Below are 14,263 nucleotides of genomic sequence, written 5' to 3' on the forward strand. Positions count from 1 at the left end.
GCTTATTGCCGGGAGAGTTCTGCGCAGCTTGCTCTCGCCACCTAACATAGGTAACTCTCCACTACATCGAGCAGGAACACCGCATACTGGTCCACCGAGACGTCCTGATCCCGGTACTTTCGTCTTTTCAGGTACCAGTCCTGCAGCAGCGCCTTGATCATCGATGACACCAGCCTAGCGTGTCGCTGGTTGTAGGCACCAGCCGCAATGCCCTCGTTGATCACCCCGAGAAAAATTTCCTCGATCTCCAACTCGATCGCAACCGCGTCGCGCCTTTCCGGTGCCGGCAGACTCTTGGCTTCCATGTAGGAAAAGTAGAACCACGCGCGCATAAGCTCGCTCAGGTACAGATGCGCTTTGATCGCGGCAAAAAGTCGCTGGCGAACGTCCTTCACTTCCTCCGTGTAATGTTGCAACGTCCTGCGCGTGATGATGAAGCCGTGACTCTGGATCAGATGGATCAGATCGTCCTTGTTGCGAATGTAGGCATACAAGCCGCCCATACTGATGCCGGAATCGGCGCACAGATCCCGCAGGGTCATCGCGTGGAAGCCCTTTGAGTTGGCCAGCCGCAGTGTGGAATCAATAATTCGTGTGAGATTTTTTACCGCGGTGGTTTCCTTCTTGATGCTGATCCTGTCCTTGTTCTGGCGATAGACCTCACGAATGACATCTTCCTTGGACAAACTGAGCTCGTTGCGAAATTCTTCATAATTTTCAATCATAACGACGACGCGGCCTCCTTACTGCAGCGTGAGAGTATACGTTATCTCAGGCCACCGAGAGGAATCGCTCCTGACTTTCCTTGTCTGCCTTCAAATCCCCACTGTCTGCGGAATGGACCACTTGACCCTTTTCCAGAATGTATGCGCGTCGGGCGTGTGTCAGCGCGAAATGGACGCTTTGGTCGGTAAACAGTATCGTTGTCGTGTGGCTCAGATCATCGATGAGTTCACCGATCTGCTGCACGATCACCGGCGCCAGGCCTTCGTTGGGCTCATCCAGCAGTAGCAGTTTGGGTTGGATCATCAACGAGCGCGCCACGGCCAGCATCTGTTGCTGACCGCCGGAAAGCGTCGCGCCGTCCTGATCTGACCGCTCTCCCAGCATTTCATACTTCTTTAGGATGCCATCGACGGTCCAGCGCGCTGCGCTTCCCTTGCGCTGGTATTCCGCGACCTCGAGGTTGTCGCGAACGGTGAGCCCCGGAAATATCCGGCGATCCTCTGGGACATAGCCGATGCCCGCACGGGCGATCCGGTGAGGCGCCCGGCCGTGGATGGGTTTGTCCTCGAAAAAGATCTCACCATGGCGCGGCGGTGTGAGGCCCATAATACTCTTGAGCGTGGTGCTTTTTCCCGCGCCGTTACGGCCGAGCAGGCACACGGTTTCGCCAGCCTCAAGCTGAATGGAGAGTCCTTGCAAGGCCTTACTCTCGCCATAGAACGCCTGGATGTCTCTCACTTCGAGGATCATGCGTTCACCCCTTTTGTTGGCTCATCCTCATCTTCGTCACCTAGATAGGCCCGGCGCACCTCCGGATGATTCCTGACTTCCTCAGGCTTACCGGCAAACAGCTTTTCGCCGCGGTGCATCACCAGAATCCGATCAGCGAGATCAAAAACGACGCCCATATCGTGCTCAGTGATCAGGAAGGTGTAATGCCCGCCCTCCGCCAGCTTTTTCACCAGTTTGGTGGTGCGTCGGGTTTCTTCGGGAGTCATGCCCGCTGTCGGCTCATCCAACAGCACCAGTTTCGGTCTCGTGGCCAGTACCATAGAGATCTCGAGCAGGCGTTTATCGCCATAGCTGATGACTTCAGCGCGCCGGTCTTTTAGCTCCGCGATCCCCAAGCGTTCAAGATAAGACAATGCTTCGTTCTGAATTTCCGTGTTGCGGCTTGCGATATTGAACAGTTTGCGGCTATGACCGTGGTACGCCGACAAGACCACCTCGACGTTCTCCTGCACTGTCATATCCGGGAAGATATTGTTGATCTGAAACGACCGTGACACCCCCATTCGACTGATCCGGTGTGGAGGCATCCCCGTGATGTCTTTGTCCTCCAGAATGATTTTGCCCCTGCTGGGCTGCATTCGTCCTGACACCATATTGTAAAACGTGGTTTTGCCGGCACCGTTGGGCCCGATTATGGCCACGGTTTCTTGCGGCATGACGTCCATGTTGATATCGGACACCGCCGTGTTGCCGCCGAAGCGTTTGGTAAGGTTTTCGATGGTCAGGATCGGGTTCGTCATTTCTTTATCTCCAGCCACCAGTCCAGGACAGTGCCTAACAGGCCTTTGCGGAAAAAGACCACCATCAACGCGAGGATAATGCCCAATACAAGCATCCAGGATTCGGTATAGCTGGTAATCACGGTTTCAAGCAGTACAAACAGCGCCGAGCCAACAAAGGGACCCAGGAAGTAACCGGTACCTCCCAAAATGGACATCAGCACCGGTTCGGCAGACATGGACCAATGCAGAAGTTCTGGACTGGCAACACGGAGGAAAGGCGCAATCAGGCCGCCGGCCAGGCCAGCGAAGGTTCCGCCGATGACAAATGCCGCCAGTCGATAGCTACGCACGTTCAAACCGGCAAACGATACCCGCTCCGGGTTCTGCCTGATCGCCTTGAGAACCATGCCGAAGGAGCTTCTGCAGATGATATAAAGCACTACGGCGGCGATGCCGACGATCGCGAGGACCACGTGATAGTAGACCGATGGATTGCCCAGGGTCAGATCGAGCCCCAAGCCAAAATCCTTGAGGATAAAACCCGCCAGCCCATCGCTGCCGTTGGTAACCGAGCGCCATTGATAGGCAATGGCGAACACCATCATACCGAAGGCCAGTGTGAGCATTGCGAAGTAGACTTCGTTCAGGCGTACACTGAGAAAACCAATAATCAGCGCTAGCACTGCAGAGACGCCCATGGAGACCAACAGGCACGCCAGAAACGGCCACTCCAGGTGGATCAATACCAGCGCGGTGGCATAGGACCCGATGCCAAAGAAGGCCGCGTGGCCGAAGCTCAGCATCCCGGTGTAGCCGAAGATAACGTTAAAGCTGGCGGCGAACAGGCCCAGAATCAAAATCTCGGTGGCGATAAAAATGAAGAAATAAGAGGCCACCCAAGGCACCGCGACAAGCGCGACAATAACAAGTGCCAAAAGCACCATGAGGATCTTTGTCTTCATGCGTGAGCTCCCTTCCCCATCAGTCCGTTTGGCTTGAATAACAGCACCAGGGCCATCCCCAGGAATGGCAGGAGTAGATTGACTTCCGGTAGGTAGCGTCCGCCAAATCCATGAATGAAACCCAGGATAAGTGCGCCGATCAATGCCCCCGGGAAGCTTCCCAAGCCGCCGATCACAACGACAATGAACGACTCGATGATGATCTTGTCGCCCATGCCGGGATCGAGCGCACGCATTGGTGCAGCGACCACGCCTCCTATGGCAGCCAGCCAAGCCCCAAAGGCGAACACGCCGGTTACCACGAGACGGGTGTTGATGCACAGGGCTTCCGCCATATCCCGATCCAGCGCGGCCGCCCGCATAGTCCGACCAATCCGGGTGCGGTTGAACAGATACCAAAGCCCAGCGAGCATCAACAGGCCAACGACGATAACGAACAGGCTGTAGGTAGACACGGGACTGCCCAGCAACTCCACGGACCCGGCCAGCAAATCCGGTGGCTGGACGACATGGATACCGCTGCCCCAGATCATCCGCACGCTCTCATTGATGATCAGCAGGATCGCGAATGTCAGCAACAGGCTATCCGCCACATCACGGGAGTAAATAAAGCGCAGGAGCACCCGGTCAAGAACGACCGCGATGATTGCGACACCTAAGGGCGCCAGCAGCAGCGCCACCCAAAACGGCATACCTGCCAAGTTGATCAGGGTGAATGCCAGGTAAGCACCGAGCATATAGAGTGCGCCGTGGGCGAAATTGATGATATTGAGGACGCCGAAGACGATATTCAGGCCCACTGCGATGATGAACAGCAATAGCCCGATGTCCAGGCTATTGAGCAACGCCGGTCCAATGCCAGCCATGGATAACCTCACGCGGTTGGGGCTGTTAGTGTGGCGCCCGGTCAGGACGCCACGGCAAGCCTGTGTATGATCGTTGTTAGAGCTTGCAGCCCGTTTCTTCGACGGATCGTGCGACTTTCTCGCCGTCGAAGATGCGCAGGTTTGTCAGCGTCCGGATACCATGCTCCGGATGCATCGGACCGGAGATGCCCCAGTTCGGGCTGACCATGGCCTGATGGTCCTCCTCGCGGAAAGTCACTTTACCGTTAGGCGCATCCAGGCTCATTCCGCTGAGGGCTTTGGCGACAGCGGGGCCATCGGCACTACGGGCAGCTTCCATCGCTTTCTTGTAGGCATAGATCGCGGCATAGGCGCCCTCGGCGTTATAGCTCGGCGCGCTGCCGTAGGCATCCATGTAAGCTTTAACGAAGCGCGTGTTAACCTCGTTGTCGTAGGCGTCATACCAGTAGCGTGTCGACAGGTGAACCCCTTCCGGCATCTGGTCGCCTAGGGCGGTAAGCACTTCGGTCGCCGCGCCGACGGTAAACATCAACTCCATATCTTTATCGAAGAACCCGCGGTTTTGGGCCTGGCGCACGAAATTGACCAGATCCCCTCCCCAGACAGAAATGAGAACGCCTTCGGCACCGGAATTCATGACGCGATCAATGAACGGCGTGAAGTCCTCAGCGCCAAAACGGGGAAAGTTGGTTTCAGACATTAGCTGAGCGTCAGGTTTGAGCTCTTTGAGGTAATTGCCAAAGTATTCCCATGACTGGTGCCCGAATGCATAGTCCGGCCCGATGGTGGTCCAGTGGGTGGCGTCGGTTTCCGCAGCGACCATAGCCGCTGCTTTCATATTCTGAGCGACGTTAACGCTGATCCGGTAGGTGAACGGATTACACAGATCTCCCGTGACATCCGGTGTTGCGGCATGAGTGATAATTAGCGGTTTTTGCAATTCCGGCATGGTTGGCACCATTCCCTGGGCGACGCCGGAACTGTCAAGGCCAACCAGGGCATCGACCTCCTCGGAATAAACCAGCTTCCGCGCGGCCTGGATCGCCACGGACGCTTTGCCCTGGCTGTCCTCGTACAGCATTTCCACCTGGCGACCCAAGATGCCGCCGGAGGCGTTGATCTCCTCCACGGCAAGGTTGATGCCTCGTTGGGCGAACTCGCCGTACGTCGATGCACTACCGGAAAGAATATAGATGCCGCCGATTTTGATGAGCTCTTCTGCGTAGCTGGTATTGGCCGCCCCTAGAGTGATTGCGGCGGCCGTGGATAGCAGCAGATTTTTGATCTTCGCTTTTTTCATGATGTTGCTCCTGTGTTCTTGTCATTATTGTCACTGGAACTGCCAGGCCTGTTTCGGCCTCCAATCATCGTTTGGGTGGTTCTTGTGAGCTGGCGCTATTGACCTCCTTCATGCAGAAACGCCTACCTTTAACGGGAAAGCGAATCCCTGAGAATGTTCTTGCGGACTTTACCCGTTGCCGTCTTCGGCAACTCGCCCATCACGACCCTGCGTGGTGCCTTGAAGTGCGCCATCTGATCGCGGCAGAATGCAATGATGTCCTCTTCAGTCAGGTGCTCGCCCTCGATCGGAGAGATGAATGCACAGGGGACCTCGCCCCATTTCTCATCTGCCATGGAAACCACTGCAGCCTCGGACACCTTAGGATGGCGATAAAGCACCTCTTCGACTTCCAGGCTGGAAATATTCTCGCCGCCGGAAATGATCACGTCCTTCGCACGATCACGAATTTCCACGTAGTGGTCCGGATGCATAACGGCCAGGTCGCCGGTGTGGAACCAGCCGCCGGCAAACGCCTTGTCTGTAGCCTCGGGATTCTTCAGATAACCCTTCATTAGAGTGTTGCCTCGCAGGCAAATCTCACCCAGGGTCTGTCCATCTGCCGGGACGGGCGCTCCCGAGGCCATATCCAACACCTGCACTTCATTCACACCGTGGGTGGCAACGCCCTGACGGGCCATCTTTTGCGCCCGCTGCTCCAAGGGCAGCGCTTGCCAGTCAGCCTGCGGTACGCAGAGTGTCGACGGGCCGTAGGTTTCCGTAAGGCCGTAGAGATGGGTAATCCGAAAACCGATTTGTTCCGCCTTGCTAATCACCGTGCTCGGCGGCGCTGCGCCCCCGAGTGCGAAATGGGCCGGTTTCGAGAGGGTCAGCCCTTCTCGCCCTAGATCCTGGAGCAACAGATTCATAACCACGGGTGCGCCACACATATGCGTCACACCGTGACGTTCAATACGGTGGTAGATGTCCAGAGTATCGACTTCACGCAAGCAAACGTGCGTGCCGCCGACGGCCGTAATGGCCCAGGTGTAGGCCCAGCCGTTGCAATGGAACATCGGCAGCGTCCACAGGTAGACGGTGTCAGCGGTCATATCGAAAACCATGGCGTTGGTCATGGCGGACAGGAAGGCACCACGATGGTGATAAACCACGCCCTTCGGGTTGCCCGTAGTGCCGGAGGTATAGCTTAGCGTGATGGCATCCCATTCATCGTCCGGAGCCAACCAGCCAGCATCGGGATCGCCCTCGGCCAGCAGGGACTCATAGCCGACATCGGCAAGGCCGTTCGAGGGGCCTGCCTTGCGTTCGATGGCCACCAATAGCGGCGTCGCCTCAAAATCGGCAATCGCCGCCCGGACTTCATTCTCCCATTGGGTGTCGTAGAACAGGGCGCGAGCTTCGCCATGGGAAAGGATGAACGACAGTGAGGCTGCATCGAGACGAATATTGATGGCGTTGAGGACCGCGCCGGCCATGGGTATCGAGTAATGGGACTCCAGCATCTCGTGGCTGTTCGGGCAGACGATCGCGACGGTGTCCCCTGCTCCGATTCCCCGGCCGCGCAGTGCCTCTCCCATCTGACAGCAACGCCGGTAGAGTGCCTCGTAAGTCAGCGTCACGTCATCGTCGATGACCGCCTCTTTGCCGGGATAGACTTGCGCCGACCGCTGCAGCAGATTCAACGGTGTGAGAGGTGCATGGTTTCCGACGCGCTTGTTCAGGCTTTTGTATTTATTCATCTGCGCTTCCACCTGTTGTTCCGGATGAGCTTAGTTAACGCCCCTTATCCAGATAAGCGGGGTTGTTGATTCGCAGCTGGGCCTCAGTGAGCGCCCTGAGAACACCCTGCAAACCGACGTCGTCGACAGCCAGCTCGCGCTCGCGAATCGCGCGGGCCAGATCCTCCTCTCCGTGTCCTGGCGAGCTGGCCAGCGAGCGCGTTTCGAGGAATGCGGATAGTATGGTGTCCGCTTGGCCGTACTGACCGTTTTGTTGTTGCTCCAGCTCACGAACTGCCATGCCGAGAGCATTAGCGGCCATCAAGGCGTCGTAGCGCAGGTCGCCCTTGAGTTGGGGCACGAGGTTTTCAAGTAAAACCCGGCGGGATTCAGCCAGAATAGTGTGCGTGTCGGGCGGGTTGATCATGACCTTCCCTCCAGTTCCTGGATCTGATTCAGTAAATCGAACTCCATTTGTGCAACCATCCGACCGGTCAGTGCCAGCTCCAACGACTGTTGCTCGCCTGTCAGATGCCGGCGCATCTGCTGCAAGGCAATCATGGACCAACGAACCAGCGCCATAACCTCCCAGTAGTCAACAACGGCCGGATCGATTTCGATGCCGCTAACGGACTGATAGCCCTTTAAAAGGTCGTCTCTGTCGCCTATGCCGCCCACTTCTCTCTCATCGGCGCCAAAACGCCAGCTTCGGGAACAAAGCCAGCCCAGGTCTTCGCAAGGATCGCTCCAGGCGGCGAATTCCCAGTCCAGAATCCCCGTCAGCGCCTCTCCGTCCATCATGTAGTTGCCGGTGCGGAAGTCGCAGTGGCACAACACGGTCAGACCGGGCTTGGGCGCGCGATTTTCCAACCAGTTCAGCGCCCATTCCAGAACCGGATGCGGTTCACCGATGGCTGCCAGATAACGCCGGTAGAGTGCTACGCGGCTCTTCGCAGGATCGCCCCCAGCAGGAAGAGGCAGGAATGAAAGTTGTTCTATCGGCGGACGTAGGCTGTGCAAACGGGCTAACTCGGAGCCAAATCGGCTGACGATTCGCTGACGTTGATCAGCGCTGAAGTCCGCCTTGACCAGCGTCTTGGGCGAAGCGCTGCCGTTAGCCCTGCTCATGACATAGAACACTCCTCCGCTGACGTCGGTGTCTTCGCATAACCACAGAGGCTCAGGCGTTGTAACTCCAGCTTCATGGGCAGCTTTGAGGACGTGAAATTCTTCGGGACGTGTCAGGCTTTCGGGCACACCGGAAGGCGCATCCTGTCGCACCACGACGGCCTGGCGTCCCGGTCGGCTGCCGCCTTTCAATTCAAGGGTAAGGCCGAAATTGTCCTGAATGGCGCCGCCGGACAGCTTCTCGAAAGCCAGCACCTCGGCATTGGCTGCCTTGGTCTGCTGTACGATGAAGCGGGTAAAGGCCTCTGCCAAATCGGACATCAGGGAGCCACCCCCCAGTGCCAAAAGTCGGCGCGCTCGGATAGGAGTGTTTTTGAGAAGACCATTTTGTGGACTTCCGAGGCGCCATCCACTAGGCGTGCCTGGCGGGCGTAGCGATAGATCCACTCCAGTGGCGTATCTTTGGAATAGCCTCGGGCTCCGCACAACTGGATGGCCGTATCCACGGCTTTGTGCAGTGTGTCAGCCACCGCAACCTTCGCCATCGAGACCTCTTTCCGGGCGAAGTCACCCTGATCCAGTTTCCAGGCGGCGTGCATGGTCAGCAATCGGCCAACCTGAATATCCATCGCCGCTTCGCCCAGCAACCACTGAACGCCTTCGCGTTCGGCCAGGGGACGGCCAAAGGATTCGCGGCGGCCGACATACTCCGTAGCAACTTCCAGCGAGCGGCGGGCCAGGCCCAGCCAGCGCATACAGTGTGTCAGCCTTGCGGTACCGAGCCGGATCTGGGTTAGCTTGAGCCCGTCCCCTACATCCATCAAACGGTTTTCGTCGGGGATCTCCAGGCCATTGAATTCGAGTTCGCAGTGTCCACCATGTTCTTCGGGACCCATGATGGGAATACGCCTGACAATCTCCCAACCGGGATCATCACGATGGAACATAAAGGCGGACAGGCCTTTACGACTATCATCGGATGTCCGCGCAATCAGGATAAAGTGGGACGCTTCACCGGCGCCGGTAATGTAGTGCTTATGGCCGTGAATCACCCAGCGATCACCTTGGCGTTTCGCCGTGGTCAGCATCATACCCGGGTCGGATCCGCAGCCGGGAGGCGGCTCCGTCATCACGAAGGAAGAACGTACGCGCCCATCGATAATCGGCATGAGCCAGCGCGCCTGCTGCTCTGCGGTGGCCACTTTGGCGAGGACGGTCATATTGCCATCGTCCGGTGCGGCCGCGTTGAAAACAACGGGTCCAAAAATGGATCGGTTCATCTCTTCGTAGCACGCTGCCATACCAGAGATATCCAGCCCCTGCCCTCCCAGGTTCTCGGGGATCTGAAGACACCACAACCCCTGCTTCCGCGCCTTGGAACGCATCTTTTCAAGGGGGTCGGGGGCGATATTCTCATGCTCGTCATATGACCCTGGCTCACGCTCCAACGGCAGCAACTCGCCTTCCACGAAGGCTCTGATGCGCTGGCGGTAGGACTCGTTTCTGGCACTCAGGCTGAAATCCATACTCTGTTCCTTGGAAAAATTTGAAGGCAACCCTCGTCCACCACCAGAGCGCTGCCCGTCATGTCGGGGGAAAGCCCGTACACCAGACGCGAACCCGGCTTTTCCCTCGAGCCCCGGCGACGAGCGGAATTGATTGGCGCTGGTCTTGTTGAAATTGTTCAGTAATCGATCTATAAAACTAAAAATAAAACGAGCGCTCGAAATATACAAGTAAAGATCGAAAAATACATGACGGGTTGAGCGCGGTGGAGAAATAGGTAAATGAGTGAACGAACCACCTGCCTATTTGCAATTGAGGCTCGCTGCGCAGCTTTTCCGATCTCGACCTACACTTTGCGTTGTTAAAGCCAGCCACCCAGTTTGTGCAGGTGTGAGCCGTGGTTCCTGAGAAGAGCTGGGGAGGTGGTCAATCATCTTATCGAGCGTTGGCCTCGTTTAACCTTCAGTTGGGGTTCTTTTCCGCGCATGATTGGACGTGCTCGGCTACGACATCCCGCGCCTAATACCTATACGGAAGCAGCACCCATAGAAAAGCAGTATCCAAACAAAAACAAAAACGGTGAGAAATCATGGAACAGTACGACTACGATTTCGTCATTATCGGTTCCGGCTTTGGCGGCAGCGTCAGCGCATACCGGTTAAGCGAGAAAGGCTACCGGGTATTGGTGATCGAACAGGGCCGGCGCTGGACACCGGAGAACCTGCCCCGAAAGAATTGGAAATTCTGGGATTACCTTTGGCGCCCCGCCCTCGGGTTGCGTGGATTCCTGAGTCTGCGGCTGTTCCGGCATGTGATGATTCTACACGGCAATGCCGTGGGTGGCGGTTCGATCACCTATGCCCAAACCTTATTGGTACCGCCGGATTCGGTCTGGCGCGAGGGCAATTGGTCCGGACTGGAGGACTGGGAACACACCATGCCCGAGCACTATGCCAAGGCCAAACGCATGCTCGGGGTGACCGAGAATCGGAGACCCGGCCCCGCCGACGAGAAGCTCCGGGAGATGGCCCGTGTCGCCGGTGTTGAAGATAGCTTCTACTACACCGATGTCGGTGTGTTTTTCGGCGACGACGATGACGCGCCAGGCACTGGGTACCCAGACCCTTTCTTCGGTGGCGAAGGCCCGGCGCGAAAATCCTGTATAGGCTGCGGCGGTTGCATGGTGGGCTGTCGCTACGGCGCTAAAAATACCCTCGACCAGAATTACCTCTACCTGGCCGAACGCCGGGGCGCCGAGGTGCGCGCGGAAACCCAAGTCGTGGACGTCAAACCCCTCGGGCAGACCGACGGCGCGGATGGCTACGAAATTACTACGGTGCCAACCTTTGCCAGAGGCAAGAAATCCCGGGATCGTATTACGGCCCGCAGCGTGGTGTTCTCTGCTTCTTCGCTGGGAACCCAGAGCCTGCTGTTCCACCTGCGCGACAACGGCTCCCTGCCCAATATTTCCGACGACCTGGGAAAGCGGGTGCGCACCAACTCCGAATCCATCCTCGGCGTGCGCTATCCCGGCTGTAAAGAGGATCTGTCCAAGGGCATCGCAATCGGCTCGGGCATCCACATCGACCCGCACACCCATATCGAGGCGGTGCGGTATCCGGATGGCTCCAACTTATTGAGCAGCCTGCTCACAGTGTTAACGGGCGGCCGTCCCGGACCAGTGAGGATGCTGCATTGGCTGGCCGCAGTGGCCAAGCTGCTGGTTAAGCGCCCGGTCGCCGGGTTTCGCAGTCTGCTGCCCTGGCGATTCTCCCGTGAAACGGTGATCTTCCTGGTGATGCAGACCATTGAAGGACATATCGACATGCGCTGGACGCGACCCTGGTACTGGCCGTTTTCCAAGACGCTGACCAGCCACGGCAATCCCATTCCGAGCTTTATTCCCGAAGCGAATGCGTTTACCGAAAAGGCCGCCCGGGCGACGGGCGGTGTCGGCTTGAGTTCCTTCTCGGAGATTGCCTTTAACGTACCGATGACCGCTCACTGTATGGGCGGCTGCGCGATGTCCGACACTCCGGCGACCGGCGTCATCGACGGCCAGAATCGGGTGTTCAATTACCAGAACCTGTATGTCATCGACGGCTCGATGCTGTCGGCCAACCTGGGCGTCAATCCCAGCCTGACGATAACCGCTCTGGCCGAACGGGCGATGAGCTTCATCCCAGCCAAAAAGCCCCAGCCGTTGCAGACAGAAACCCAGACAGTGGCGGCTGTCGCGGCGAAGGGAGAATCCGGGGCCATTACATAAATTGATTGGAACGGCGTGGATACGCCGCGGCTTTTTCTAAGATATCCCGCTCTTCCGCTGCCCGCTTCAGCTCCTTCTGGAGCCTTCAAATCTCCGCTTGAGCATCCGACAGCTCGCGATGCTCACGAGAATCTGGACCAAATTTCTTGATCCAGGCGTACAGGTTGTGGGTTGTGATATCGAGCCGTTTAGCCACGTCGGCAACCGAGTGACCACGGTCTAACACCTGCTTGACGGCTTCAATCTTGAATTCTTCGGGATAGCGCTTCGCGCTCATCTGAACACCTCTCTTGCAGTCAGTTTATCTAACTGAAAGGTATCTAGGAAACTGATGGCGACTCACAGGCCCACAATTATTCTGAGCGATGAGACCATATTGGCGGAAGGTGTATGGGGGGGCATAAGACTGGCTTTACGCCCGCCGATCTAACTGGGCAAGTTCCACTGGGGCGAAACCTGTCGCTGAAAGCGTTTCCATCTAGCCGAAGAACAACTGGCAGCCTTGGCAACGACTGGGCACCGATGGCGTCATCTCGGGCTGTAACCACAAGTCGGTGATCGAGAACGTACTAGAATAGTGGATCGCGGAGCTCGGCTGCCTTTTGAATACTACCCCGAATGTCAGCCTTCAAAAGGCAGACAAGCGTCTTGAGCTGTGTCAGATAACGGAGTTTACTACGACGACCAATCCTCATCAGCGTACTGGAGAGGATCTACTCCAACCTATCTATTATTTGCGAGGGCTGCTTAAGCAGCCCTCAGCGTGGTTTTGGTTAATCCTCCTGTTCGACTGAGTCAGCCTGGAGTACGCCATCTGCCGTTAGTTTACCTTCGGCTTCTACTAGTTCTCCCTGTTGTGGGAAAGGGCCCTCGAAGCTAGTATTGGTATCAGTGGTTACAGTAATGCCGATGATCTTAAAGTTTGGCTCGGCGCTTTCCTCGACCGGGCCTTGGAGACTTGCAGTTGATTCTTCTTCGATGTCACGGCGCTCAATCGATGTAGCGACCAAAGAGCCATCAGTAGCCTGGTAGGCATCTACCTCGACCCACTGGCCAGAGAGCAGCTTTTCCAGGTTCAGGAATTTGTCATTAAACGAGCTTTCGTCTTTAAAGAAAGTTCGGTCATTGACCTTGAACTCGCGGCCGAGCAGGCTGATGCTATTGGCACTGACTGCATCCAGTGAGGCCTCCACTTCGATCTGACTCTCTTGCTCGAACGAAACCTCTTCAGCGACCAGAACGCCGCTGGCGTCGACCTGGCCTTCTACCTCGATGCGTACGTCATTGGCAAGGCCGATGGCCGAACCGCCATCAAATTCGGTGCCAGCATCGACCCGCACTGCTTGGCCGTTGACCGCGAAGCCATCGGAGCTAAAGTCGGTGATGATGCCTGAGATCTCAAGCTCTTCGCCTTCTTCGACATCCACACCTTCCTCTTCAGCTTCGATCTTCTCAGCGATAAGAACACCGTTTTGCAAAGGCTGACTGGTCTTGACCTCCACGAAGAGCCCCTCAGCGAGCGCAGCAATATCGTCAAGCACTGCGCCGGTGTAGCTCACCGTCAATCCGCCCAGGAGGAAAGTTTCTGCGGCAGTATCAAGACCAGAAATGCGGCCTTTGGTTTCGAAATCAGTACTGTCGCTCTTCTCGACAAGGCTTGCACGGATGTTGCCAGTGCTGTCGAAGAAACCGCTCACCTCGACCACTGTGTCGGCGATTAGGGTATCAAAGGTAATGCCATCGAAAACCGTATCAGCACTGACAATGACTGTTTGCCCAAGCACCACAAACTGCTTGTTAGTCGGATCAACGCTGCTGACTGGCCCTTCGAGATCATCATCGAAACTGAGACTGACCGCCGTTCCGGTGCCATCGCCGTTGGACTGGCCTTTAACGCGGACGATCATGCCGACTTTGAGGTCGGCTTCCGTGATACTGACGCCGTCAGAAGTTACGCTAGCCCCCTCAACGTCGTAGTGCACGCCGTTGACGATAACTGAGCCGAAGCCGCTGATGCGCCCCATGGTGGTCTTGTTTGTGGTCGTCGAGCTACTGTCAGTGCTGCTGTCAGTGCTTCCATCGCTGCCACCACCACCGCCACAGGCAGAGAGGAGTGTGCCGAGCACTGCGACGCTCAGCAGCGTCTTGGAAAACGTCATAAGGAATCTCCTTGGGTCTAGGGACGGCAACGCCGTAAAATCACCTATAATTACCACCCAATCCTGCAGCCTGTCTTACATGATTCTGTGGTTAATTGTGTATGCATGTAGCAAA

12 protein-coding genes and 1 pseudogene are annotated in these 14,263 nt (G+C 56.8%); 1 reads left to right on the top strand and 12 read right to left on the bottom strand.

What is annotated here, in order from left to right:
* Window positions 1–41 precede the first annotated feature (41 nt).
* The 10 genes from FXO11_RS09845 to FXO11_RS09890 all read right to left on the bottom strand — a co-directional run bounded on the left by FXO11_RS09845 (window position 42) and on the right by FXO11_RS09890 (window position 9,740).
* Entirely contained in the window at window positions 42–725 is a 684-nt protein-coding gene (locus FXO11_RS09845) for a TetR/AcrR family transcriptional regulator (RefSeq protein WP_148862820.1), read from the bottom strand.
* 46 nt (window positions 726–771) lie between these two features.
* Window positions 772–1,476: an ABC transporter ATP-binding protein gene (locus tag FXO11_RS09850; protein WP_148862821.1), complete on the bottom strand. Its 705-nt coding sequence runs from the start codon at window positions 1,474–1,476 to the stop codon at window positions 772–774.
* Window positions 1,473–2,258 (bottom strand): ABC transporter ATP-binding protein, encoded by a 786-nt coding sequence (locus FXO11_RS09855; protein WP_148862822.1) that lies wholly within the window; start codon window positions 2,256–2,258, stop codon window positions 1,473–1,475. The genes FXO11_RS09850 and FXO11_RS09855 overlap by 4 nt, the downstream gene beginning before the upstream one ends.
* Complete coding sequence (locus FXO11_RS09860) at window positions 2,255–3,202, bottom strand: branched-chain amino acid ABC transporter permease (RefSeq protein ID WP_148862823.1); 948 nt, start codon at window positions 3,200–3,202, stop codon at window positions 2,255–2,257. Before FXO11_RS09860 ends, FXO11_RS09855 begins: the two co-directional genes overlap by 4 nt.
* Window positions 3,199–4,068: a branched-chain amino acid ABC transporter permease gene (locus FXO11_RS09865; protein ID WP_148862824.1), complete on the bottom strand. Its 870-nt coding sequence runs from the start codon at window positions 4,066–4,068 to the stop codon at window positions 3,199–3,201. The genes FXO11_RS09860 and FXO11_RS09865 overlap by 4 nt, the downstream gene beginning before the upstream one ends.
* Window positions 4,069–4,144: 76 nt before the next feature.
* Window positions 4,145–5,368 (bottom strand): ABC transporter substrate-binding protein, encoded by a 1,224-nt coding sequence (locus FXO11_RS09870; RefSeq protein ID WP_148862825.1) that lies wholly within the window; start codon window positions 5,366–5,368, stop codon window positions 4,145–4,147.
* 128 nt (window positions 5,369–5,496) lie between these two features.
* On the bottom strand, window positions 5,497–7,107 hold the full coding sequence (locus FXO11_RS09875) for an AMP-binding protein (protein ID WP_148862826.1): 1,611 nt from the start codon (window positions 7,105–7,107) through the stop codon (window positions 5,497–5,499).
* 34 nt (window positions 7,108–7,141) lie between these two features.
* Window positions 7,142–7,513: a DUF6285 domain-containing protein gene (locus tag FXO11_RS09880; protein WP_148862827.1), complete on the bottom strand. Its 372-nt coding sequence runs from the start codon at window positions 7,511–7,513 to the stop codon at window positions 7,142–7,144.
* Window positions 7,510–8,535 carry a phosphotransferase family protein gene (locus FXO11_RS09885; RefSeq protein WP_148862828.1) on the bottom strand — a complete coding sequence of 342 codons (1,026 nt, stop codon included), beginning with the start codon at window positions 8,533–8,535 and terminating at the stop codon, window positions 7,510–7,512. The genes FXO11_RS09880 and FXO11_RS09885 overlap by 4 nt, the downstream gene beginning before the upstream one ends.
* Complete coding sequence (locus FXO11_RS09890) at window positions 8,535–9,740, bottom strand: acyl-CoA dehydrogenase family protein (RefSeq protein ID WP_148862829.1); 1,206 nt, start codon at window positions 9,738–9,740, stop codon at window positions 8,535–8,537. Before FXO11_RS09890 ends, FXO11_RS09885 begins: the two co-directional genes overlap by 1 nt.
* Window positions 9,741–10,309: 569 nt before the next feature.
* On the opposite strand from FXO11_RS09890, the gene FXO11_RS09895 reads away from it, so the two are divergent.
* Window positions 10,310–11,989 (top strand): GMC oxidoreductase, encoded by a 1,680-nt coding sequence (locus FXO11_RS09895; RefSeq protein ID WP_148862830.1) that lies wholly within the window; start codon window positions 10,310–10,312, stop codon window positions 11,987–11,989.
* Window positions 11,990–11,996: 7 nt separating this feature from the next.
* Here FXO11_RS09895 and FXO11_RS09900 read toward each other — a convergent pair.
* A pseudogene (locus tag FXO11_RS09900) lies at window positions 11,997–12,266 on the bottom strand (transposase); the annotation flags it as partial.
* Between the two features lie 496 nt (window positions 12,267–12,762).
* On the bottom strand, window positions 12,763–14,148 hold the full coding sequence (locus FXO11_RS09905) for a DUF5666 domain-containing protein (RefSeq protein WP_148862831.1): 1,386 nt from the start codon (window positions 14,146–14,148) through the stop codon (window positions 12,763–12,765).
* Between the last annotated feature and the right edge of the window lie 115 nt (window positions 14,149–14,263).

This window comes from Marinobacter fonticola (assembly GCF_008122265.1).
Taxonomy (GTDB): domain Bacteria; phylum Pseudomonadota; class Gammaproteobacteria; order Pseudomonadales; family Oleiphilaceae; genus Marinobacter_A; species Marinobacter_A fonticola.